Here is a 22,041-nt window from a genome sequence, read left to right on the forward strand (position 1 = left end):
TGTCGGGCCACGAGAAAGCGCTACGGATTTGGGTAACGTTTCCCAAAGGGTGTGCCAGACCTTAAGGAGCGTCCCGCGTGACGTCAAGATGTCGCGCACACTGCGGCGACGTCACCGGCACGGCCGCCCGCACCTCCCGGCACTCTCGGCCCACGAGACCCGGACCCTCGTTCGACCTGCGCGTTCCGGCCTACACTCGGCCGGACGATCTCCCGAGAGGCAAGGACCGGATGGAGCCGACAGCACCGCAGCGCAGGGTCACCATCGTCGACGTCGCGCGACACGCCCGGGTGTCCGTCACCTCCGTGTCCAAGGTGCTGCGCAACGCCTACGGGGCCAGCCCCGAGATGCAGAACAAAGTGCGCCGGGCGATCGAGGAGTTGGGCTACCGGCCGCACGCGGGCGCCCGGGGCCTGCGGGGGCAGACGTACACGATCGGCGTGATGCTGCCCGACATCCGCAACCCGTTCTTCCCGGAGATCCTCGACGGCATCACCGACTCGCTGGAGGAGACCGACTACCAGGTCTTCCTGGGGCCGGGCTGCAACGGCGAGAAGGCCGAGGCCCGGGTCACCGAGGCGATGATCGACCGCGGCATGGACGGTCTCGTGCTGGTCGCCCCGGTCTCGTCCCGCGCCCACCTGGAACACGTCGCCGGCGTGGTCCCCACCGTCGTCGTCGGCCGTCACGGCTCCTCGCCCGCCTACGACACCGTGGCCGACGACGACACCGAGGGCGCGGCCCTGGTCGTCCGGCATCTGGTCGGTCTCGGTCATCGCCGGATCGCCCACATCGAGCACCACGAGACCGATCCGACCCGTCTCGCGGAGATGCCCAACGCCCGGCGCGCGGACGGCTACCGGCAGGCCATGCGGGTGGAGGGGCTGGAGGAGTTCATCGACGTGATCTCCACCAGCTACAGCCAGGAGGGCGGCCACCGGGCGGCGCGGGAGTTGCTGGCCCGTCCCGCCCCGGCCCGGCCCACGGCCCTCTTCGCCGGCGCGGACATCGCCGCGATGGGCGTCCTCGACGCGATGGCCGAGGCCGGTCTGTCCGTACCCGGCGACCTCTCGGTGGCCGGGTACGACAACACCACGTTCGCCGCCTACGGCCCGATCTCGCTCACCAGCGTCGACCAGCGGGGCCAGGAGATGGGCCGGAACGCGGTACGCCTCCTCCTGGAACGGATCGCCGACCGCGCCCGCCCGTCGACCAAGGTCGTCCTCTCCCCCAGGCTGGTGGCACGCCGGTCCACGGCCCGCTTCGCGGGGTGACTGGGGGGGGCGTCACCGGTCCGCTGATCGCCGGTTGCCGCTCGGAGCCCGTCGCCCGTCGCCCGTCGTGGGAAACGTTACCCAATCGTAGGGCGAAGCCGGGACGACGACAGCGGCGGCGGGACGGGGGACGTGCGGCGGCCGCGGCCGAGCCGGGCGCCGGGTCTCCGCCGTCCTCCTCGCCCCGGCATGATCGGTACGGTGGCTGTCGGGACCGGAATCCGGATCGGGGTCCGGATCGGGATCGGAATCGGGAGAGGGGCGGCGCGGCCGTGAGTGGACAAGCAGGCATCAGTACGGCGAAGGAGGCCGCCGACCACGAACTCGTCCTCGCGTTCGGGCGGCTGCAGGGGGCGGCCAACCGGCTGGAGTACATCCTCGGACGGGCACTCGAGGTCGAGTGCGGCATCAGCCATCTGATGTTCGAGGTGTTGCTGATCCTCGGGCGAGCGGGTGAGCCGGGGCTGTCCATGCGGGCCGTCGCCCAGGAGCAGGTCCTCACCACCGGCGGCGCCACCCGCCTGGTGGACCGCATGGAGGCGGCAGGGCTGGTGACCCGGGCGGAGTCCCCCGCCGACCGGCGCGGGAAGCTGGTACGGCTGACCCCGCTGGGTGAGGAGACGACGGTGCGCGCCGCTGAGGTCCACGTCGAGAACATCAAGAAGTACTTCCTGAGCCCGCTGCCGGAGGCGGATCGCGCGCGGTTCGCGGAGGACCTGCGCATCCTCAGCCACACGGCCAGGGACGTGCTCCCCCGGCTGCCCTGACCACTCCGGCGCGACGGCGACCCGGTATCGGTCAGTCGCCCTCCGCGCGGACGCGGTCCGCGATGCCCACGGTCAGTGCCTCCGCCTGGTCCTCCAGGTTCCATCTACCGTCGCGGTAGGCGTGGTTGCTGATCCAGAACACGAGGACGCCGTCGCGCAGGGACCGGCTCAGGAGCCCCAGGGACCAGTCGTTGCCGCCGTCGTGCCAGGCGAGCCGACCGGCCGGGGTGTCGCGCAGACTCCAGCCGTACCCGTACCAGTTCTCCGACTCCGGCTCCGCCGTGCGAGGCTCGAAGAGCTTGTCCCTGGCCCTCGCCGGCAGGATCTCGTCCCCGAGCAGCGCGCGGTGCCACCGGAACATGTCGTGGGCGGTGGAGAGCATGCCGCCGTTGCCGCGCAGGTTCCAGTACGGTCCGTCGGCGGCCCAGGGATGGTCGAAGGGCCTGCCCTGGGCGCGTCCCTCGCTGTCGTACTCGACCGCGACCAGGTGCCGGGGCCGGCGGGGCAGAACGTACCCGGTCTGTTCCATCCCTGCCGGGGCGAACAGGTGCCGGGCCAGGAACCGTTCGTAGGTCTCCCCGGACGCCTCCTCGACGATCGCCGCGAGCAGGCTGTAGCCGGTGTTGGAGTAGTGGAACGCCTCGCCGGGGGCGGACCGCAGCTCGGACGACAGGGCCCCGCGCACCAACTCCTCACGCGACACGGGGTCGTAGTCGTCGCCCAGTTCCTCGACCAGACCCGAGGTGTGGGTGAGGAGGTGCTCGACCGTGATGCCGCGCTTGTCCTCGGGCACGGCCTGCCCGCGTCCGAGGAACCGGCTGATCGGATCGCTCACCCGGAGCCGGCCCATCACCTCCAGTTTCACGATCGCGGCCGCGGTGAACTGCTTGGTGATCGACATGACGTCGTACACGGTCCGGCAGCTCGCGGGCGTGCCCGCGGCGCGGTCCGCCGCTCCGAATCCCCCGCAGTGCACCAGCCGGTCGCCGCGAGCGGCGACCACGGAGCCGCCTGGCCCGGCGGGCAGCGTACGGCGGAGGAAGTCGGCGACCGACTCTCCGGTGCGGTGCCGGGGCTTCGGGGTGCGCGCCGCCGACTCCTCGGCGCCGCGTCCTTCGGCGCACCCGCCGAGCATCAGCAGGGCTGCGAAGGCGGTGCCGAGGGCCGTACGGCGGCTGCGGCCGGGGCGATCGCGATTTCGGGTGCAGTCGCGCCGGCGGCGGAACGGAGTCGTACTCATGTGACCTCCAACATCGGGAATCCGTCCCGAGGTTGGCCATCGCTCCCGCCGCTTCTCAAGCCATGATGGTGTTCGAGCTTGTGCGAGCCCGTGTACGTCCAGGTCAACAGGGGGAACCAGGATGACGACAGCACCGCCTACACCGCCGGACACCGACGCGGTCGCCTTCGTGGCGGCGCTCCGCCGCCTCAAGGCGTGGTCGGGTCTCAGCTACCGCCGGCTGGAACACCGGGCGACGGAAGCGGGCCACGTCCTGCCCTACTCCACGGCGGCGACCATGCTCGGCCGCGACAGCCTGCCGCGCGAGGAGCTCGTCGCCGCGTTCGTGGCGGCCTGCGGAGTGCGGGGCGAGGAGGCGGAGGCGTGGCTGGACGCGCGCGTGGCCATCGCGTGCGGGCCGCCCGCCGAGCCCACGCCGACGCCGACGCCGACGCCGACGCCGGGGAGCAGGCGGCCCTCGTGGCCACGCCGTCGGACGTTCGCGATGGCGGTGGCACTGGCCACCGCGCTCCTCGGGGGCGTGTCGACGGCCGGGGCCTTCAGCGACGACGTGGAGGTCGAACAGACGGGGACGTCACTTCGTCAGCCGCGCTCCTGAGCCGTCACTCCCCCAGGAGCCGCCGGAGCCAGCGCAGTCGGGCCTCGCGGGCGTCGACCGAGAGCGCGGCCTGCGGCACGAGGCCGTCGAAGCCGTGGAAACCGCCCGGCCACACATGCAGTTCGGCGCGTCCTCCGGCCTGCCAGATCCTGGAGGCGTACATGACGTCCTCGTCCCGGAAGGTCTCGGCGGACCCGACGTCGATGAAGGCCGGCGGGAGGTCCGAGAGGTCGACCGCGCGGGCGGGAGAGGCGTACGGCGACACGTCGTCGGTGCCGCGCGCGTCGCCCAGCAGGGCGTTCCAGCCGGTCTCGTTGGCGGTCCGGTCCCATACGCCGAGCCCGGCCATCTGGTGGGCGGACCCCGTGTCGTTGCGGTCGTCGAGCATCGGGCACATCAGCAACTGACCTATGGCGCGGGGGCCCTTGAGGTCTCGCGCGAGGAGGGCGAGGGCCGCGGCGAGTCCACCGCCTGCGCTGCCGCCGGCCAGCACGATGCGGTCCGGATCGCCGCCGATCTCCTCGGCGTGGGCCGCCGTCCACAGCAGACCCGCGTAGCAGTCCTCGACGGATGCCGGGTGCGGGTTCTCGGGAGCGAGCCGGTACTCCACCGACACCACGACCAGGCCCAGCTCCTCGGCCCAGTCCAGCGGCAGACCCAGCCGGTTGTTGCCCACGATCATGCCGCCGGGGTGGGTGAAGTAGACGATCGGGCGGGGGCCGGGCACGGAGGTGGGCCGGCAGATGAGCAACGAGACGTCCGGCGCGCCCGGAGGGCCCGGCACGGCCCGCTCGTGGACGTCGAAGAGCCCGCCACAGCTCAGTTCGTCGTTCGACAGGAGGGGGACGTCGCCGTTGAGCCGCTCCCTCGCCGCGGGGATGTCCTCCGGGGTCGCGCTCGTCGGCACCTGGTCGCCGAGTTCCACGAGAGCGGCGGCCAGCTCCGGGTCGAAGGGCGGAGGGGGTGTGGTCATCTGAACCTCCTGGAAGTTGATCGTCGACATGCACGCGCCCTCCGTCGGCAAGGGCACCGACATATGGCGACGGTTCGGTTCGGTTGGTGCGGAGGGGGCGGTGCCGAGGGCCGTGGCGGCGGCGTCACTCCCGGGCCCCGGAGAAGTGCGTTCCGCGCGCCGGAAACGCCGAGTGGTGGGTGGTGCGGCCCGACGCTCGTGGGCTCGTTCCCACCAGGGCCGTACGGACGTGTCCCTCCGACCGAACAGCCGAGCACACCCCAGCCGTTCCGTTCCGTCCCGGCACGAACACCGGGCGCCGAAGCAGGACGGGCGGAACCGTAACCGCCCGCGCCGTCCACCGTCCACCCCCTCACGGAGCGCGACGAAACCGGACCTCACCGACCACCGGAGTCGGTGCCGCCCAGTCCTCCCATCCCACCTAGGCCGACGCACACCGACGCAGGCCCCCCAACCCCGCCTTCCGCCCCCGCAAGGGCCCCCTCAGCCCGACTCCCGTAGCTCGATGCTGAGCGGATCCTCGATCCGTCCGATGTGCGGCTCCTTCCGGTCGATCGCGTCGACCACGCGGCGGGCCAGGCCCCGCGCGAGCGTGTCCGTGTCGCGGACGACCGTGGTCAGGGACGGTCGCAGGAGGGCGGAGCTGGGGATGTCGTCGACGCCGATCACCGCGAGGTCCCGTGGGACGTTCAGCCCGAGCGCCTGCGCGCCCAGCAGCACGGCCATGGCGATGTCGTCGTTGAAGGCGCAGATGCCCGTCACCGGCGGGTCGGCGGCCAGCCAGGCCTTCACCGCCTCCGTGGCACCGTCCAGCTCCAGCGGGACACTGCGGACGACGGGTTCGGGGAGGCCGCGCTCCTCGCAGACCTGCCGGACGCCGTCCAGCCGGGGTTGGGCGAGGACGTCGAGCCGTGGCAGGTCCGGGTAGGCGTAGCCGAGGCGACGGTGTGAGGCGGCGAGATGGCGGGCCTGGAGCGCGCCGATCGGCTCCTCGGAGACAAGTGGGGTCCCCAGCGGGGGGTCGGCTTCCTCCGTGGGCGAGCCGTGCATCGCCATGACGACCTCGATGCCGACCGCGCGCATGGCCTCCGCCTCGCTCTGGGGGAACTCGTTCAGGGCGAGGACCGCGGCGGGCGTCAGGGCCTTCCAGACGTCCCGCAGGGGGCGGGCGGGCCCCGCCGAGGAGTGCACGAGGAAGGTGAGTTCGTGTTCGGCGAAGGCGTTGGTCAGCTGCTGGATGAGGCGTCCGAGCACATGGTGGATCGGCCAGTCCGGCAGCACCCCGAGCACGATGTCGGACCGTCCCGTGCGCAGCGCGCGGGCCGCCGCCGAGGGCGCGTACCCGAGGCGGGCCGCAGCCTCCCACACCCGCTTGCGGGTCGCCTCGGCGATCTTCTGGTGAGGGGAGTCGTTGAGGACGTAGCTGACCGTCGCCCGCGAAACTCCCGCCTCCTTCGCGACGTCGCCGCTCGTCACCCGTCTGCCTCTGGACGTCCCGGCCATGCGTTCCCCCTCCGACACCCTCTGACATACCTCTTGCCAAACCCCGCGATCGCGGGCTAGCTTACCCGCTCAGTCAACCTACACGTTTAAGTGGCGCGTTTAAGTAACACTGTGTAGCCATTTTCCGTTGCCGTACTCGGCACTCCCCACACTCGCAGTCCCCCCACCGGCACAGTCCCTCACCGGCGCAGTCCCCGGTACTCAGTGAAGAGGACCCATGTCTGGCCCGACACTCCGCACGAGCAATCCCTGGAAGACGGCGACGCTCGCCGGCATGGCCTCCTATCTGGACTCCGCCGCATTGGTGACGTCGGGCATCGCCATCGGCGGCTACTACGCCGCACCGCTGCAACTCGCGCCCGGGGCCATCGGATCGCTGCTGGGACTGCAGACCATGGCGTTCGCCGCCGGTGCGCTGTTCGGCGGGCGGCTCGGCGACCGGTTCGGCCGCCGGACGGTCTTCACCTGCTCGCTCGTCCTGTACGCGGTCGGTGTCCTGCTGCTGTTGGCGGCGGCGAGCCCCGCGCTGCTGTTCGCGGGTGTGATCGCCACCGGTCTCGCCATCGGCGCGGACCTGCCCGTGTCGCTCGCGCTCGTCAACGAGGAGGCGCCGGAGGGCAGGAAGGGCACCATGGTGGTGTTCTCCGGCATGCTCTGGCTCGCCGGCATCGTGGCCGTCCTGCTGCTCAGCTCCTTCATGGGAGCGCAGGGCATGCTCGGGGGCCGAATCCTCTTCGCCCATCTGCTGGTCGTGGCCGTCGTCGTCCTGCTCCTGCGGCTCACCCTCAGCGAGTCGGCCGAGTGGGCCGCCGCGCGCCGGGCCGCCGACACCCGGCCCGACTCCCCTTCCGCGGACGTCGAGTTCGGCCGCGTCCGGGATCTCTTCCGGGCCCCGACCGGTTACGCCCTGCTCGCGACGGGCCTCTACTACGCCACCTGGAACCTCGGCGCGAACACGCTCGGTCAGTTCGGCACCTTCCTGTGGACCGCGCTGGCCGGAGGGGAGGTCGCGCGGTACTCGCAGCTGACGCTCCTCGGACTCCCGGTGGGCTTCGTCGCGGGACTGGTGTTCATGCGCGTGGTCGACCGGCCCGCCCGGCATGCCTGGTTCGCCGCCGGGACCGCACTGATCGTCATCGCCTGGGCCCTGCCCGCGCTGTTCGGACCCGGCGAATTCACCCTGGTCGCCGTCATGCTCGTCTCCGGCCTGGGCAACGCCTTCGCCGGCGAGTCCATCTACAAGGTCTGGTCCCAGGAACTCTTCCCCACCCTGCTGCGGGCCACCGCGACCGGTGTGACCATGGCCTTCACCCGCGCTCTCGCCGGACTGGCCGCCCTGGGCACACCCGCTCTCGCGCTGGGCCACACCGGGCTGTTCTTCGGCCTGCTCCTCGGCACCGCCGTGCTCTCCGCGGCCATCGGTCTGGTCTGGGTGCCACGCCTGGCCCGGGCCGCCCGGTCCGAGGGGCCCGCCGACGCCGCTCCGTCCGAGGAACCCGCTGCCCCGAGCGGCGCTCCCACTCCCGACACGACCGAAAAGGCCGCGCCTTGATCCGTCACCACGATTTCCGCCACGCAGGCCTGACACTGCGCTCCACGCTGCACATCCCCGCAGGCCCGCCGGAGGCCCGCCACCCCACTGTGGTGTTCGTCCACGGCTTCACCTCCAACCGGATCGAACTGCCGAACTTCGTCGCCATGTCACGGCTGTTGGCGGCCGAGGGCATCGCGTCGGTGCGGTTCGACCTCTCCGGCCACGGGGAGAGCGACGGCGACTTCTTCGACGTGACCATCACGGGCGAGATCGCCGAGACGCGCGCGGTTCTGAGCACCGTGCGCACCCTCGACTTCGTGGACCCGGAGCGCATCGGCCTGGTCGGCATGAGCATGGGCGGCGTGGTCGCCGGGATCACGGCCGGCGAGGAGCCCGGGATCGCCGCCCTGTGCCTGTGGTCCCCGGCCGCGGTCGCCCCGTTCGAGATCGGCAGCGGATACCTCAAGGGCCGGGCACTCGCCCCGGAGCTCGCGGAGAAGGGCTACGTCGACGCCGGCGGCCACAGGATGAGCGCCGCGCTCGTCGCGGACATCGCCGGCCTCGATGTCTACGGACGGTCGAGCACGTACACCGGGCCGGTCCACATCCTGCACGGCGACAAGGACGACATCGCGCCCGTGGAGTACGCACGCCGCTACCTGGACCACTACGGCCAGAACGCCGAACTGGAGATCGTCGAAGGCGCGGAACACGACTGGGGAAGCGTCCCCCACCGCACCGCGCTGCACGGCTCCACGCTCAGCTTCTTCCAAAGGCACCTCCAGCCATGACCACGCCCGGTCCCACAGCACCGCCCCCGACGGACACCACGACCTCGGTGACCGGCCTGCGCACGGCGGACGACTCAGGTCTCGTCGCCACCGCGTACCCCATGCCGCGTCTGTCCTGGTCGCTCACCGGCGAACGGCCGGGCATCCTCCAGCACGCCTACGAGATCGAGGTGTCGGCCGACCCGTCCTTCGACGACCCCGTCTCCAGCGGGGAGATCGAGGCCGACACGGTGACCGACCACCCGTGGCCGGCCCAGCCGCTGGCCAGTCGCGAGGTCCGGTACTGGCGCGTCCGCGTCCGCACCGACCTCGGGTGGACGCGGTGGAGCGACGCCGCCCGGCTGGAGGGCGCGCTGCTCGACGACGTGGACTGGGCGGCCCGCCCCGTCCACCTGTCCGAAGACCGGGGCCGCACCTCCCCCGGCCCCGTGCCGTTGCTCCGCCGGGAGTTCCACCTCCCGGCGGAGCCGGTCTCCGCACGGCTGTACGTCACCTCGCTCGGCGTGCACCGCACCGCCGTCAACGGCCGTACCGTCTCCGAGGACCTGCTGGAACCGGGCTGGACCAGCTACCCCGACCGGCTGCTCTACGCCACCTACGACGTCAGCCCCCTGCTCCGCCCCGGCGCGAACGCGCTGTCGGCCGCGGTCGGCGACGGCTGGGTCCGCGGCCACCTCACCTGGCACAAGAACCGTGACGTCTACGGCGACACCACGGCACTGCTCGCCCAGCTCGAAGTGGACCTGGCGGACGGCACCAGGGTCACGATCACCACCGATCGCCACTGGAAGGGCGGTTACGGCGACCTGCTCGCGGCGGACCTGTACGACGGCTGCGAACGCGACCTGCGCCACGAACCCGACGGCTGGCGCCTGCCGGGCTTCGTCGACACCGGCTGGGAACCGGTCGCCGTCCTGCCCCTGCCGAAAGGGCTGGCCCAACGGGCCCATCCGCCCGTCCGTGTCGTCCAGGTCCTGCGGCCCGAGCGGCGGACCCTGCCCGACGGCACGATCGCCGTCGACGCGGGCGAGAACCTGACCGGCTGGCTGCGGCTGCGCGTCGACGGCCCCCGCGGCGGCACCGTCACCGTCCGGCACGCCGAGGTCCTCGACGCCGACGGCCGCCTGCTGACGAGCATCCTGCGCGGCGCCCGCGCCACCGACCAGTACACGCTGGCCGGTGGCAGCGCCGAACTGGTCCCGGAGTTCACCTTCCACGGCTTCCGGTACGCCGAGATCGTCGCCTCCCCGGGGGTGACGGTCGAGGCGGTCGAGGCCGAGGTCGTCGCCAGCGACCTGCGGCGCATCGGCGAGTTCCGCTGCTCCGACGAACGGGTGAACACCCTGTACGGCAACGTCGTACGCTCCCAGCGCGGCAACTTCCTCGCCGTGCCCACGGACTGCCCGCAGCGGGACGAACGGCTCGGCTGGACCGGCGACATCATGGCCTTCGCCCCGACGGCCTGCGCCACGTACGACAGCGCCTCCTTCCTCGACAGCTGGCTCACCGACCTCCGTATCGAGCAGCGGCCGGACGGCGCGGTCCCGCTGGTGGTCCCCGACGTCCCACTCGGTGAACTGCCGCCCGCCGCACTGCCGTTCGCGGGAGCCGCCGCCGGCTGGGGCGACGCCGCCACGATCGTGCCGACCGCGCTCTTCGAGGCGTACGGCCGGTCCGGCATGCTGGAGCGCCACTACCCGGCGATGCGCGCGTGGGTCGAGTTCACCGTCGCCCACCTCGACGAGGACGGGACCTGGAGCGGCAACGCGCAGCTCGGTGACTGGCTGGACCCGGCCGCGCCCCCGGAGGACCCGGCGCGCGCCACCACCGACCCCGGGTACGTCGCCACCGCGTTCGTCGCGCACAGCGCCCGGCTGCTCGCCGACGCGGCCCGTGAACTGGGCCGCCCGGAGGACGTCGAACGGTACGCGGACCTGCACCGACGTACCGCCGAGGCCGCCTGGCGCGAGTGGGGCGACCACGCCCGCACCACCCAGACGGGCTGCGCGCTCGCCCTCTGCTTCGGCATCGCGCCCGACGGCGAGCGCGCCGACGTGGGCAAGGCCCTGGCCGCCCTGGTGCGCGCGGGCGGTGGCCGGATCGGCACCGGGTTCCTGGGCACGCCGTTCTTGCTGCCCGCCCTCGACGGCACCGGTCATGTGGCCGAGGCCTACGAGCTGTTGCTCAACTCCGAGTGTCCGGGCTGGCTCTACCAGGTCGACCGTGGCGCGACGACCATGTGGGAGCGGTGGGACGCGATCCGTCCCGACGGCACCGTCGACGTCGAGAAGGCGGTCACGATGCTGTCGTTCAACCACTACGCGTACGGCGCCGTCGCCGCCTGGCTCTACCGGTCCGTGGCGGGGCTGCGGCCCCTCTCCCCCGGCTACCGCACGCTGGAGTTCGCCCCGCGCCCCGGCGCCACGCTCACCTCCGCCGAGGCCTCGATCGCCACCCCGTACGGCATCGCGTCCGTCGCCTGGTCCCTCAGCGACGACACCCTCACCGTGCGGGCCGTGCTGCCGCCCGGCACCACCGGACGGTTCAGCGCGCCCGAGGGCTGGCAACCGGCTGAGGCCGTCGGTGAACTCGCCTCAGGCAGCCACCAGTTGTCCCTGCGTCCGAGCTCGGCCCGTCGAGCCACGCACCCCGGGAGGCCGTCGGCCTAGCTCCCGCCCGCCCGGTTCCACGACCGGGCCCCCGTACGAGCGGCCCGCTGCTCCCTGACACGCGGCGGGCCGCTCTTACCAGTCTCATGTCTCAGCGCAGGGCGTCGGCGAAGAAGTCGAGCGAACGGTCGACCTCGGCGAGCGCCGGGGTCCGGTTGAGGTGGCCGTGCGGCATGCCCGCGGCCAGGTAGGTCGTGACGCCGACCTCGGACGCGGTCAACTGCCGTGCCAGGAGCTCGGCCGAGGGCCGCAGGTCGTCGTACTCGGCGATCAGGACGCGGACGGGCGGGAGGCCGTGCAGCGGGGCAGCGCCCGGCAGCGCTTCACGCGGCAGGTCGGTGAGCCGGCCGACGTAGTTCTCCACCATGAACTCGATGTCCGCCGTGGTGAACCTCATCGTCGGCGGGAAGTCCGCCATCTCGGCGGCCGTGGCGGCGTCCAGCGCCGGGACGGGGAAGTGCGCGAACGGGTAGGCGAGCAGCAGGACATCGGCCGGACGCAGCGACGCGTCGCGGTCCCGCAGCGCGGCGGACAGCGCCAGCGCCGCGCCCGCGCTCGCCCCGCCGAGGGCCACCAGGTCGGCGTCGGCGGCCTGTTCGGTCCGCAGCCAGCGCCACGCGGTGTGGACGTCGTCCGGCGGGACGGGGTGGCGGACCCCGCCCGTCGCCAGCCGGTAGTCGACGGAGGCGACCACGGCCCCGGTCCGCGCGGCCAGTTCGGCCGCGACGACATGCGCCTCGGGCATGTCGAGGTCACCGGCGGCGAACCCGCCGCCGTGCGCCCACAGGACGGCCCTGGAGGCGGGGTGGGCCGGCGTGTACGTCCGTACCGGCACGGGGCCGTGCGGCCCGGGTATCTCACGATCCTCGACGACGACGGCGGGCTGGGTCCACTCCGCCGGATCCCGCATGAACACGCCGAACCTGGCCCGCGCGTCCGCCTCGGCGAGATCGGGGAAGGTGAGGCCGGCGATCAGGTGGAGTCGCTCCGCGAGATAGGGGTCCAGGGGCATGGTGACCTCTTTTCGGTGGTGACGTCAGGGTGGGCATGGGGCCCGACATGGCTCGCACGCCGGGAACTCTCCGGGAGGGGTGTCGAGACCTGAGGAAGGGTCCGGGGTCGACACGGGGGGGGAGGGCAACAGACGTCGGACCAGGCCGGTTCAGCCGCCTTGGCGCCTCCCCGCCCTCGCGACTCCCGCCCCTCGCGTCTCTCAACTCTGGCCGCTCCCGACCCCCTCGTGACCGGCTCCTCGGCGGGCCTTCCCGCTATGGAACTCTCCGCGACCGGCTTCTCCGCGCTCGGTGTCCGCCTGACCGCTCTGGACCGGCCTCCCAGCCTCTGGACCGGCCTCTCGATGAGCCTCGTACCGATTTCTGCCCAGCCCCATCACGACCGGCGGCCTCCCCGTCACGACCGCCCGTCAGGCCGACCCGCGTATCTCCAGCCTGATCCGCGGCTCCACCTGGAGCCCCGCGGCCGGTGTCCCGTCGAGCGCGGCCCGCACCGAGTCCGCGTACAGCTCGGCGATCCCCGGGAGGTCCTGGACGACGGTGGTCAACGGTGGCCAGGACACCGCCGCGGCAGGGGTGTTGTCGACGCCGACCACGGCCATGTCCCGGGGCGCTTCGAGGCCGAGGTACCGCAGACCGGACAGCACGCTCACGGCCACGTCGTCGTTGAACGCGCAGATGCCGGTGACCGGCGAATCGGCGTCCAGCCAGGACCGTACGGCCTCGGCGGCGGCCCCCGGGGTCAGCGGGACGGTCCGGACCTCGGGCGCGGGCAGCCCCAGCTCGGCGCAGACCTTGCGGACACCGTCCAGGCGCGGCCGGGCGAAGACGTCGACCCGCTCGTCGTCGGGATAGGCGTACCCGAGGCGCTGGTGGGAGGTGGCCAGATGGCGGGCCTGGAGGGCGCCGATGGCGTTCGCACTCGTGATGCCCTCCTCCTCCCCGAGCCCCGTGTCCTCGTACAGGGCGGCGATCACCTCGGTGCCGGCGGCCCGCATCGCCGCGTGGTCGGCCTCGGAGAACGGCGCGAAGGCCAGTACGGCGGCCGGGGTGACCGCCTTCCAGATCTCGCCCAGCGAGCGGGCCCCCCGGATGCTGGAGTGGACGACGAACGTGAGATCACGCTTCGCGAACGCGAGCGTCAGCTCCTGGACGAGGAGGCCGGTGGCGTAGCCGAGCGGCCAGTCGGGCAGCAGGCCGAGCACCACGTCGGAGCGTCCGTAGCGGAGGGCCCGGGCCGCGGCGGAGGGGGCGTAGCCGAGCTTGCGGGCCGCGTCCAGGACCCGCTGACGGGTGGCGTCGGTGATCTTCTGGTGGGCCGTGTTGTTGAGCACGAAGCTCACCGTGGCCCGCGAGACACCCGCCTCACGGGCCACGTCCGCACTCGTCACTCTCGCGCCTCGCGGTGCCATCGACGACCACCTTCCACGAACCTCTTGCGCGACGCAGGAGACACAGTTAGTTTACGGGCACCCACTTTAACGTGTTAGCGACACGTTAAAGCTACTCCAAGTAGCGATGATGCGAGGTTTTCGCGATGGGACGCCCTACCGACTCATCCGATCGCCGACATTGAAGCAGACTCCCCGCGGCGCCCACGAGACGGAGTGACCCTCCGACTACGCCGCGGTGGGCTCGTCCGTCGAATCGGCATCGTCCCCCCATATCCCCGGCGGCTCTCCCGTCGGCTCCTCACCCGAACATCGGCGGATCCGCCCACCAGGCTCCCCGCCTCGATGGCTGACCCCTCGCAACCTCCTCAATTCGGCCCGCTTTTCCTTTCGGAGACCCTCGATGAAGAGAAGAACCGCACTCCAGGCCTCGATCTGCGTGGTGGCCACGCTCTCCCTCGCCGCCTGCGGCGGTGGACAGAGCGACAGCGGCAGCACCGGCCCGGTCGACCTGACCATCGCCCTGTCCTCCGCGCCCAACAGTCTGGATCCCTCCGCGGTCGCCGTCGGGCCCTTCCTCAACTACATGGACCCCGCCTACGCGACGCTGCTGACCCGCAAGCCGGACGGCAGCCTCGGGGCCGGCCTCGCGGACAAGTGGGGCTACGTCGGCAAGAAGAACACCAGGTTCGAGCTGCGCCTGCGCAAGGGCGCGAAGTTCGCCGACGGCACGCCCGTCACCTCCGCCGACGTCGTCAACTCGTTCAAGTACTTCCAGAAGGGCAGCGGGCCCGCCGTCGCCTGGTTCCGTCCGCTGACGTTCTCCACCCCCGACGACGCGACCGTCGTGGTCACGAGCCCCACGCCCAACCCTGACATGGGCACCCTGTTCACTCCCCCGTACATGGGCGGCGCCATCATCAGCCCGGCCGGGCTCAAGGCCCCGAAGAAGCTGGCCTCCACCACCTTCGGCGCCGGACCCTACGTCTACGACGCCAAGCAGTCCGTCTCCGGCGACCACTACGTCTACGTCCCGAACAAGAACTTCTACGACCAGGACGCCATCCACTTCAAGAAGATCACCGTCCGGGTGATGCCCAACGTCAACTCCCAGGTGCAGGCCCTGAAGTCCGGCCAGATCGACCTCATGTACGGCACCCCGGACGTGGCGCCGACCGTCAAGGGCGACAAGGCGATCACCACGCTCCAGAAGCCCACCACCTGGGCGGGCCTGTTCCTCCTCGACCGTGACGGCACCGTCGTCAAGGGGCTCGGCGACGAGCGGGTCCGGCAGGCGCTGAACTTCGCCGTCGACCGCGCGGCGATCACGAAGGCGGTCTACGGCGACTACGGCACCCCCGTGTCGCAGCCGCAGATGCCCGGCTACGACGGCTACAGCAAGGCCGCAGCGGAGATGTACCCCTACGACCCCGCCAAGGCGAAGAAGCTGCTGAAGGACGCGGGCTACGCCAAGGGCCTGACCATCCCCGTGAACTACGGGTCGTTCGACCCGTCCACGACCAAGATGATCCAGGCCGTGCAGGATCAACTCGCCAAGGTGGGCGTCAAGTTGAAGCTGCGAGCCGCCACGAACTTCGGCGGCTGGATCAACGACCTGCTGACGAAGAAGTACGCGGCCACCGTGCTCTCGCCCGGCACCGGCGGCGAGGCCAACTTCTACGCTCAGCAGCCGCCGTTCAGCAAGACGGGCATCATGAACGTCTTCCAGGTGTCCGATCCGGACGTCGACGCCGCCTTCACCCGGCTCGCCGCGGCGCCCCCGAAGTCCAGTGCGCAGGCGTCGAAGGACCTCACCGACGTGATCGTGCGCAAGGCGCTCGCCCTGCCGATCTCCGGGACCGACACGATCGCCATGTTCAACAGCAAGCTGCGCGGGGTGAAGTTCCCGGAGGGCGGCGCACAGCTGACCTCCAACACCCTGTGGACCACCGGCTGACGAGGGCAGATGTTTCCCATCATTCTCCGCAGGCTGGCGCTGTCCGTGCCGCTGCTGGTGATCGTCTCGGCGATCACCTTCCTCCTGGAGTCGTTCGTGCCGGGTGACCCGGCACGAACGGTCCTCGGCATCAACGCGACGCAGGAGCAGTACGACGCGCTGAGGGCGGCCATGCACCTCGACCAGCCGGTCGTCGTGCAGTACTGGCTCTACCTCCGCGACGCCGTGCGCGGCGACCTCGGCAGCTCGTTGTTCTCCGGTGAATCCGTGCTGGGGCTGATCGGGCAGCGTCTGCCGGTCACCCTGGCGCTGGTGATCGGAGGCACCGTGGTCGCGACCGTGGTCGGTGTGACGCTCGGCGTGTTCAGCGCGACACGCGGCCGGGTCGGCCGCCGGGTGTTCGACGTCGTGTCGCTGCTGGGCAGCGCGGTGCCCAACTTCTGGATCGCCCTGGTCCTGGTCGCCGTGTTCGCCGTCAAGTTCGCCGTCTTCCCGGCGACCGGGTACACCCCGTTCGCCGAGTCGCCGGGGCAGTGGGCGCTCGGCCTGGTGCTGCCCGTGATCTCGCTCGCCATCGGCGGGATCGCGTTCATCTCCAAGGTCACCCGGGACGCGATGCTGACCACCCTCGGCCTGGACCACATCAGAACACTGCGGGCCTCCGGTGTCCGCCCCACCTCGATCATCTGGAAGCACGCCCTGCGGGGCTGCGGACTGCCGGTGGTGACCACCATCGGTCTGATGATGGTCACCTTCATCCCCGGCACGATCCTCGTCGAGAACGTCTTCACCCTGCCCGGCCTCGGCACCACCGTCGTGGACGCGACCAACCAGCACGATCTCCCGGTCGTCCAGGGGCTCACCATCACCTTCACGGTCATGGTCATCGTGGTGAACCTGCTCGTGGACGTCCTCTACAGCCTCCTCAACCCGAAGGTACGGACGGAATGACCACTGTCGAGGCGCCCCCGAGGGCGCGATCACGGGCGAGGCTCAACCCCTTCGCCGGGATATGGCGCCGCCCCTTCGCGGCCGCGGCACTGGTCGTGGTCGTCGGGATCACCGTCGCCGTGATCCTCGCCCCGCTGCTGGCACCGCATCCGCCCCTGGCGCAGGACCTGCTGCACACGCTGTCCGGTCCGTCGGCGAACCACCCGCTGGGCACCGACGTGCTCGGCCGCGACGTGCTGAGCCGGCTCCTGTACGGCGGACGGCCCACCCTGGTCGGCGTGGCCGCGGCCGTCCTGGTGTACGCCTTCGTCGGCCTGTCCCTGGGGGTGCTGGCCGGCTATCTGCGCGGCTGGACCGACCGGGTCATCGTCGCCGTCCTGGACGTCATGCTCTCGGTGCCGACGGTCATCATCACGCTCGCCGTGCTCGCGATCTTCTTCCAGAGCAATGTCGCCGCCATGGTCACGCTCGGCTTCTTCGCCTCCGCGGGTCTCGCCCGGATCATCCGCAGCACCTGTCTGGCGCTGCGCGAGGAACTGTTCGTGGACGCCGCGCGGGTGTCCGGGCTCGGCCCGGCGCGGATCATGGCCCGGCACATCCTCCCCCGGCTGACCGGGCAGGTGCTGGTCCCGGTCTTCCTCTTCTCCGGCAACGCCCTCGCCATCCAGACCGGCCTCGGCTTCCTCGGCCTGGCCACCCCCGCGCCCGCCCCCAGCTGGGGCGGCATGGTCGGGGAGGCGGCGCAGATCATGCAGCAGGACCCCTATCTGCTGTTCGTCTCCGGCGGGGTGATCGGCCTGATGTCCCTGTCCTTCGGGCTCGTCGGCGACGGCCTGCGGGACCTCGAACAGGACAAGCGGCAGGCTACCGGCGGCCGGTCGCGGCGGCCCGTCCCCGCGGTGGCCCTCGACAAGGCCGTCGAGCCGTCGGGCACCGCGCCGGTCGGGGCGGTGCTCGCCGTGCGGGACTACTCCATCGCGTTCGGCACCGAGCAGGGTCCCCGTACCGTCGTCGACTCCATCGGCTTCAGCGTCCGACCTGGCGAGATCTTCGGCCTCGTGGGCGAGTCCGGCAGCGGCAAGACGGTGACGGGGCTGTCCCTGCTCGGGCTGCTCCCGCCCAACGGAGCAGTGACGAGCGGCGCGGCCTGGCTGGCCGGCACCCGCGTCAGCGGCCTGGCGGAACGGGAGTTGCAGCGCCTGAGGGGCCGCGAGATCGCCCTGGTGTCGCAGGAGCCCATGGTGGCGCTGGACCCGTACTTCACCATCGGCTCCCAGCTCACCGAGGTGATCCGGCGCACCAGCGACGTGGCGGACGGCGGCAAGGACCCCGTACGGCAGCGGATCCGTGAGCTGCTGACCAGCGTCCAGCTGCGCGATCCCGACGACGTCGCGCGCCGGTACCCGCACGAACTGTCCGGCGGCATGCTCCAGCGTGTCGTCATCGCCATGGCGCTGGCCGGGTCGCCGAAGGTGCTGATCGCCGACGAACCCACCACGGCACTGGACGTGACCGTGCAGGCGGGCATCCTGGACCTGCTGCGGTCGCTGCGCGACGAGCACGGCATGGCGATCGTCCTGATCACCCACGACCTGGGCGTGGTCGCCGACAGCTGCGACCGCGCGATCGTGATGGAGCAGGGCCGGATCGTGGAGGAGGGCTCGGTCGAGGACATCTTCTACCGGCCCCGGCACCCGTACACGAAGAAGCTCATCGAGAGCACACCCAGCATCGCTCGCACCGGGGACAGGACCGAGGGCGTGGCCGAGACCGAGGGCAGGATCGCGTGACCGGAACTCCCGTACTCCAGATCGACGGCCTCGCGGTGCGTTACCCGGGCCGAGGCTTCCGCAAGCCCCCGACCACCGTCATCGAGGAGGTGTCGTTCGAGGTCGGCCGTGCCGAGACGGTGGCCCTGGTGGGCGAGTCCGGCTCGGGCAAGACCACCATCGGCCGCGCGGTGCTGGGCCTGACCCCGGTCAGCGGCGGACGCGTCCGGCTCGACGGCCGGGACACCACCCACCTCACCGGCCGGGCCCGCCGGCTGCTCGCCCCCGACCTCCAGGCGATCTTCCAGAACCCGTACGGATCGCTCAACCCGGCGCTGCCGGTGGGCCGGACGCTGGCCGAGCCGCTGCTCGCCGACTCGTCCCGGTCCCCCGGCGAGGTCCGCGACGACATCGCCGAACTGCTGCGCAGGGTCGGGCTGCCGGAGGACGCGGCGGACCGGTACCCGGCGCAGTTCAGCGGAGGTCAGCGCCAGCGCATCGCCATCGCCCGGGCGGTCGCCCGCAAGCCGAAGCTGATCATCTGCGACGAGCCGACGAGCGCCCTCGACGTCACCACCCAGGCGGCCGCGCTGGAGCTCCTCGCCGAGCTGCAGTGCACGCTCGGCTGTGCGTATCTGTTCATCACGCACGACCTCGCCGTCGTCAAGGAGTTCGCGGACCGCACGCTGGTCCTGCAGCACGGGCGCATCGTGGAGGAGGGAAACAGCGTCGACGTGTGCGACCGGCCCCGGCACGAGTACACCCGCCGTCTGGTGGCGGCCGCACCCGTGCCCGACCCGGACCTGCAACGGCGGCGCCGGGAGCAGCGGTCGCTTCAGCTCTCCAGCGGCTCGTAGTCGAACCAGTCGAAGTGGACGGAGGCCGCGGAGGCGAACATGCCGAACACCCGGCCGGTGAAGCCTCCGGCGACCTCCGTGGACAGGTACCGCCCGTCCAGCGAGGCGAGTTCGACGTAGGTGCCGTCCGGTTCCTCGTAGCCGAGCGAGACGTGGTCGGGGCCGGTCCGCGCGTCGGTCATGGGCGTGGGGGCCGTCTCGGCGCGGAGCACCACGGGCCCGGGGGGTACGGGCCGGGATGCCACGACCGTGCTCAACGGGCCGATGCGGGCGCGGACCCGCACCTGTCCGTCGCTCGTCTCGACCGCGTAGTGGTGCAGTTCGTCGAGGCGTACGGCGAGGCCGCCCTGCCCCTGCTCCCGCGTCACGTCGACCAGGGTGCGCACCCGGCACGACGGGTGCTGCTGACGTCGTCCCACGAACGTCACGTCGGCGTCGTCGAGGGATCCGCCACGGGCCCGCAGGGTCAGTGAACCGGGCCGTTCCTTGGTGGTGCAGTCCTCCGGGGGGCGCCGGCGCAGCGAGATCCAGTGCGGCGCCAGTTCGGCGGCGTCGAAGTCGTCCCGGATCTCCGGTGCGCCGGCGGGTGGGGTGAGGGGCCAGGGCGGTGCGGGCATGGTGGTCGACAGTTCACCGACGACGGGCCAGCCGTCGACCCATTCGACGGGCACCAGGTAGGTCTCCCGGCCGAGTACGTGCCAGCCGGGGGTGCCGCCACCGGGCCGGACGCCGAGCAGCACCATCCACCACGAACCGTCCGGTCCCTGCACGAGGTCGGCGTGGCCGGTGTTCTGGATGGGGTGGTCCGTGCCGCGGTGGCTGAGGATCGGGTTGGCCGGGCAGGGCTCGAACGGGCCGGTGGGGCTGCTGCCGCGGGCGATCGAGACGCCGTGGCCCCGCTCGGTGCCGCCTTCGGCGATGAGGAGATACCAGTGGTCGCCGATGTGGTAAAGGTGCGGTGCTTCGGGGGCCTTGGCGCCGGGTGCCCCGGACCACAGGTGCCGGCGGGTGCCGGACGTCTGCCCGGTGTGGGGGTCGAGGCCGATCTGCCCGACTCCGGCGGTGGTGCACCAGCAGGTGCCGTCGTCGTCCCAGGCGAGGTCGGGGTCGATGCCGTGCACCCCGGGCAGCCGGATCGGGTCGGACCAGGGTCCGGCCGGGTCGGTGGCGGTGAACAGCAGATTGCCGTCGCCGCTGACGTTGGTGACGATCAGCCAGAAGCGGCCGTCGTGGTGGCGCAGGGTGGGCGCGTAGATCCCGCCCGAGGAGGCCGTGTCCGGGGGGAGCCGCAGTTGGCTCGGGCGGTCGAGGGCGTTGCCGATCTGGGTCCAGTGCACGAGGTCCCGGCTGTGGAAGAGGGGGACGCCCGGAAAGTACTCGAAGCTGGAGCAGGCGAGGTAGTAGTCGTCGCCCGCGCGGCAGACGGAGGGGTCGGGGTAGAAGCCGGGGATCACCGGATTGCTGATGGTGGGGTCCGTCTCGGACACGCTGGTCACCCTCAGGGGTCCTTTCGCAGTCACGAAAGTTTCTCTGCCTCTATGGAAAGTTTCCCGACCAGGCTAGTAACGGCCGTCCGGGCGGTCAATGGCCTCGCCGGTCGGCTTCCGGGGGCGGCGCGGTGCTGGCCCGGACCGTCAGGGTCGTCGCGATCTCCAGCCCGGCCTGCGGCGCCGCCTCGCCCCGGCCGAGGGTGAGCGCCAGTTCGGTCGCTGCCACGGCCATCTCGGTCAGCGGCTGGTGAACGGTCGTCAGGGGCGGGTCGACCCAGGCCACGACCGGCAGGTCGTCGAATCCGACGACGCTCAGGTCGTCGGGGATCCGCAGTCCCGCCTCGCGTGCCGCCTGGTAGACGCCGAGCGCCTGGAGGTCGTTGGTGGTGAAGATCGCCGTCGGACGGTCGGGCAGGGCCAGCAGGGAGTGTGCCGCCCGGTGCCCGTCCTCGGGCGTGAGGGGCGCGTGCACGACGAGTTCCGGGTCGACCGGCAGACCGGCGGCCCCCATCGCGGAGCGGTATCCGTCCAGGCGGGCGCAGCAGTACAGCTGGTCACGCGGGCCGGCGATCATGGCGATACGGCGGTGGCCGAGTTCGGTGAGGTGGCGGGTCGCGGCCCGGCCGCCGGACCAGTTGGTGGCACCCACGAACGGGACGTCGTCGGGCAGTTCCGTGGCCGGGTCGAAGACGACGAACGGGATGCCCTTCGCCCTGAGTTGCTCCCGCTCGGCCTCGGACAGCTGGGCCACGGACAGGACGCAGTTCGGCCGCCGGGCGACGGTGTCGTCCCAGGTGAGCGGGTCCGAGTCGTGCAGTCCGAACTCGGAGACCATGACGCCGACGCGGTGGCGGCGGGCGACCCGCTCGACACCCCTGATGATCTCGGCCGCCCACAGGTGCTCCAGCTCGCGGAACACGAGCTCCACGACGTTGTTGCGCTGCGCGCCGGTCGGCTTGCGGTAGCCGTAGCGCTCGACCAGTTCCTCGACGCGGGCGCGGGTGTCCGCGGAGACGCCGGACCTGCCGTTGATGACCTTGGAGACGGTGGGGACCGACACCCCCGCCGACTCGGCGATGAACGCGATCGTGACCGGCCGGGACGTGTCGCCCCGTCCCTCGTCGCCGTCCACGCCGTCCACCGGCCCGTCGGCCGTGTAGTCCGCCAAGATCGCCCGCCCGTCTGCTGGTTGTCCGCTTCATTCTGGCATCTCGGGTCGCCGCGACTGTGGCCTCCGAAGCGTCCTCATGTTAATTTCTCCGCC

At 71.7% G+C, this 22,041-nt stretch carries 17 protein-coding genes; 10 read left to right on the forward strand and 7 right to left on the reverse strand.

The window, feature by feature from the left end; all coding sequences use genetic code 11:
- Window positions 1-230: 230 nt before the first annotated feature.
- A complete protein-coding gene (locus L3078_RS01845; RefSeq protein WP_239750190.1) occupies window positions 231-1,274 on the forward strand; it encodes a LacI family DNA-binding transcriptional regulator in 1,044 nt (347 codons plus the stop codon).
- 272 nt (window positions 1,275-1,546) lie between these two features.
- On the forward strand, window positions 1,547-2,041 hold the full coding sequence (locus L3078_RS01850) for a MarR family winged helix-turn-helix transcriptional regulator (RefSeq protein ID WP_239750191.1): 495 nt from the start codon (window positions 1,547-1,549) through the stop codon (window positions 2,039-2,041).
- A gap of 31 nt (window positions 2,042-2,072) precedes the next feature.
- Here the strand turns inward: L3078_RS01850 and L3078_RS01855 are convergent, their stop codons facing one another.
- Entirely contained in the window at window positions 2,073-3,281 is a 1,209-nt protein-coding gene (locus L3078_RS01855) for a serine hydrolase domain-containing protein (RefSeq protein ID WP_239750192.1), read from the reverse strand.
- Between the two features lie 121 nt (window positions 3,282-3,402).
- Here L3078_RS01855 and L3078_RS01860 point away from each other — a divergent pair, with 121 nt between their 5' ends.
- Window positions 3,403-3,879, forward strand: a complete 477-nt coding sequence (locus tag L3078_RS01860) for a hypothetical protein (RefSeq protein WP_239750193.1) — start codon at window positions 3,403-3,405, stop codon at window positions 3,877-3,879.
- Between the two features lie 4 nt (window positions 3,880-3,883).
- On the opposite strand, the gene L3078_RS01865 is transcribed toward L3078_RS01860, so the two are convergent.
- Window positions 3,884-4,852, reverse strand: coding sequence for an alpha/beta hydrolase (locus tag L3078_RS01865; RefSeq protein WP_239750194.1), 969 nt, complete (start codon window positions 4,850-4,852; stop codon window positions 3,884-3,886).
- 483 nt (window positions 4,853-5,335) lie between these two features.
- The gene (locus L3078_RS01870) at window positions 5,336-6,355 is read right to left on the reverse strand and encodes a LacI family DNA-binding transcriptional regulator (RefSeq protein ID WP_239750195.1); all 1,020 of its coding nucleotides are present in this window, start codon (window positions 6,353-6,355) and stop codon (window positions 5,336-5,338) included.
- Window positions 6,356-6,572: 217 nt separating this feature from the next.
- Between L3078_RS01870 and L3078_RS01875 the strand changes: the two genes are divergently transcribed.
- The 3 genes from L3078_RS01875 to L3078_RS01885 are packed head-to-tail and all read left to right on the forward strand — an operon-like array spanning window position 6,573 to window position 11,349.
- Complete coding sequence (locus L3078_RS01875) at window positions 6,573-7,907, forward strand: MFS transporter (protein WP_239750196.1); 1,335 nt, start codon at window positions 6,573-6,575, stop codon at window positions 7,905-7,907.
- Window positions 7,904-8,680 carry an alpha/beta hydrolase gene (locus L3078_RS01880; RefSeq protein WP_239750197.1) on the forward strand — a complete coding sequence of 259 codons (777 nt, stop codon included), beginning with the start codon at window positions 7,904-7,906 and terminating at the stop codon, window positions 8,678-8,680. Before L3078_RS01875 ends, L3078_RS01880 begins: the two co-directional genes overlap by 4 nt.
- Window positions 8,677-11,349, forward strand: coding sequence for an alpha-L-rhamnosidase (locus tag L3078_RS01885; RefSeq protein WP_239750198.1), 2,673 nt, complete (start codon window positions 8,677-8,679; stop codon window positions 11,347-11,349). The genes L3078_RS01880 and L3078_RS01885 overlap by 4 nt, the downstream gene beginning before the upstream one ends.
- A gap of 91 nt (window positions 11,350-11,440) precedes the next feature.
- On the opposite strand, the gene L3078_RS01890 is transcribed toward L3078_RS01885, so the two are convergent.
- On the reverse strand, window positions 11,441-12,361 hold the full coding sequence (locus L3078_RS01890) for an alpha/beta hydrolase fold domain-containing protein (protein ID WP_239750199.1): 921 nt from the start codon (window positions 12,359-12,361) through the stop codon (window positions 11,441-11,443).
- A gap of 411 nt (window positions 12,362-12,772) precedes the next feature.
- Window positions 12,773-13,753: a LacI family DNA-binding transcriptional regulator gene (locus L3078_RS01895; RefSeq protein ID WP_239750200.1), complete on the reverse strand. Its 981-nt coding sequence runs from the start codon at window positions 13,751-13,753 to the stop codon at window positions 12,773-12,775.
- Window positions 13,754-14,156: 403 nt separating this feature from the next.
- On the opposite strand from L3078_RS01895, the gene L3078_RS01900 reads away from it, so the two are divergent.
- The 4 genes from L3078_RS01900 to L3078_RS01915 are packed head-to-tail and all read left to right on the forward strand — an operon-like array spanning window position 14,157 to window position 19,287.
- Window positions 14,157-15,710, forward strand: coding sequence for an ABC transporter substrate-binding protein (locus tag L3078_RS01900; RefSeq protein WP_239750201.1), 1,554 nt, complete (start codon window positions 14,157-14,159; stop codon window positions 15,708-15,710).
- A 9-nt stretch (window positions 15,711-15,719) separates the two neighbouring features.
- A complete protein-coding gene (locus tag L3078_RS01905) occupies window positions 15,720-16,661 on the forward strand; it encodes an ABC transporter permease (RefSeq protein ID WP_239750203.1) in 942 nt (313 codons plus the stop codon).
- Window positions 16,658-18,451 carry a dipeptide/oligopeptide/nickel ABC transporter permease/ATP-binding protein gene (locus L3078_RS01910; protein WP_239750204.1) on the forward strand — a complete coding sequence of 598 codons (1,794 nt, stop codon included), beginning with the start codon at window positions 16,658-16,660 and terminating at the stop codon, window positions 18,449-18,451. The genes L3078_RS01905 and L3078_RS01910 overlap by 4 nt, the downstream gene beginning before the upstream one ends.
- Window positions 18,448-19,287 (forward strand): ABC transporter ATP-binding protein, encoded by an 840-nt coding sequence (locus L3078_RS01915; protein WP_239750205.1) that lies wholly within the window; start codon window positions 18,448-18,450, stop codon window positions 19,285-19,287. Before L3078_RS01910 ends, L3078_RS01915 begins: the two co-directional genes overlap by 4 nt.
- On the opposite strand, the gene L3078_RS01920 is transcribed toward L3078_RS01915, so the two are convergent.
- Together L3078_RS01920 and L3078_RS01925 are read right to left on the reverse strand one after the other, a co-directional pair.
- Window positions 19,266-20,789, reverse strand: a complete 1,524-nt coding sequence (locus tag L3078_RS01920) for a glycoside hydrolase family 43 protein (RefSeq protein ID WP_239760169.1) — start codon at window positions 20,787-20,789, stop codon at window positions 19,266-19,268. The genes L3078_RS01915 and L3078_RS01920 overlap by 22 nt on opposite strands.
- A gap of 79 nt (window positions 20,790-20,868) precedes the next feature.
- The gene (locus L3078_RS01925) at window positions 20,869-21,945 is read right to left on the reverse strand and encodes a LacI family DNA-binding transcriptional regulator (RefSeq protein WP_420864029.1); all 1,077 of its coding nucleotides are present in this window, start codon (window positions 21,943-21,945) and stop codon (window positions 20,869-20,871) included.
- Between the last annotated feature and the right edge of the window lie 96 nt (window positions 21,946-22,041).

The sequence above is a fragment of the Streptomyces deccanensis genome (assembly GCF_022385335.1).
GTDB classification, from domain to species: Bacteria; Actinomycetota; Actinomycetes; order Streptomycetales; family Streptomycetaceae; genus Streptomyces; species Streptomyces deccanensis.

Coding starts and splice junctions, on each gene's coding strand:
- L3078_RS01905 (WP_239750203.1), top strand. CDS start 15,720: ATGTTTCCCATCATTCTCCGCAGGCTGGCGCTGTCCGTGCCGCTGCTG.
- L3078_RS01845 (WP_239750190.1), top strand. CDS start 231: ATGGAGCCGACAGCACCGCAGCGCAGGGTCACCATCGTCGACGTCGCG.
- L3078_RS01875 (WP_239750196.1), top strand. CDS start 6,573: ATGTCTGGCCCGACACTCCGCACGAGCAATCCCTGGAAGACGGCGACG.
- L3078_RS01865 (WP_239750194.1), bottom strand. CDS start 4,852: ATGACCACACCCCCTCCGCCCTTCGACCCGGAGCTGGCCGCCGCTCTC.
- L3078_RS01860 (WP_239750193.1), top strand. CDS start 3,403: ATGACGACAGCACCGCCTACACCGCCGGACACCGACGCGGTCGCCTTC.
- L3078_RS01870 (WP_239750195.1), bottom strand. CDS start 6,355: ATGGCCGGGACGTCCAGAGGCAGACGGGTGACGAGCGGCGACGTCGCG.
- L3078_RS01885 (WP_239750198.1), top strand. CDS start 8,677: ATGACCACGCCCGGTCCCACAGCACCGCCCCCGACGGACACCACGACC.
- L3078_RS01910 (WP_239750204.1), top strand. CDS start 16,658: ATGACCACTGTCGAGGCGCCCCCGAGGGCGCGATCACGGGCGAGGCTC.
- L3078_RS01890 (WP_239750199.1), bottom strand. CDS start 12,361: ATGCCCCTGGACCCCTATCTCGCGGAGCGACTCCACCTGATCGCCGGC.
- L3078_RS01855 (WP_239750192.1), bottom strand. CDS start 3,281: ATGAGTACGACTCCGTTCCGCCGCCGGCGCGACTGCACCCGAAATCGC.
- L3078_RS01900 (WP_239750201.1), top strand. CDS start 14,157: ATGAAGAGAAGAACCGCACTCCAGGCCTCGATCTGCGTGGTGGCCACG.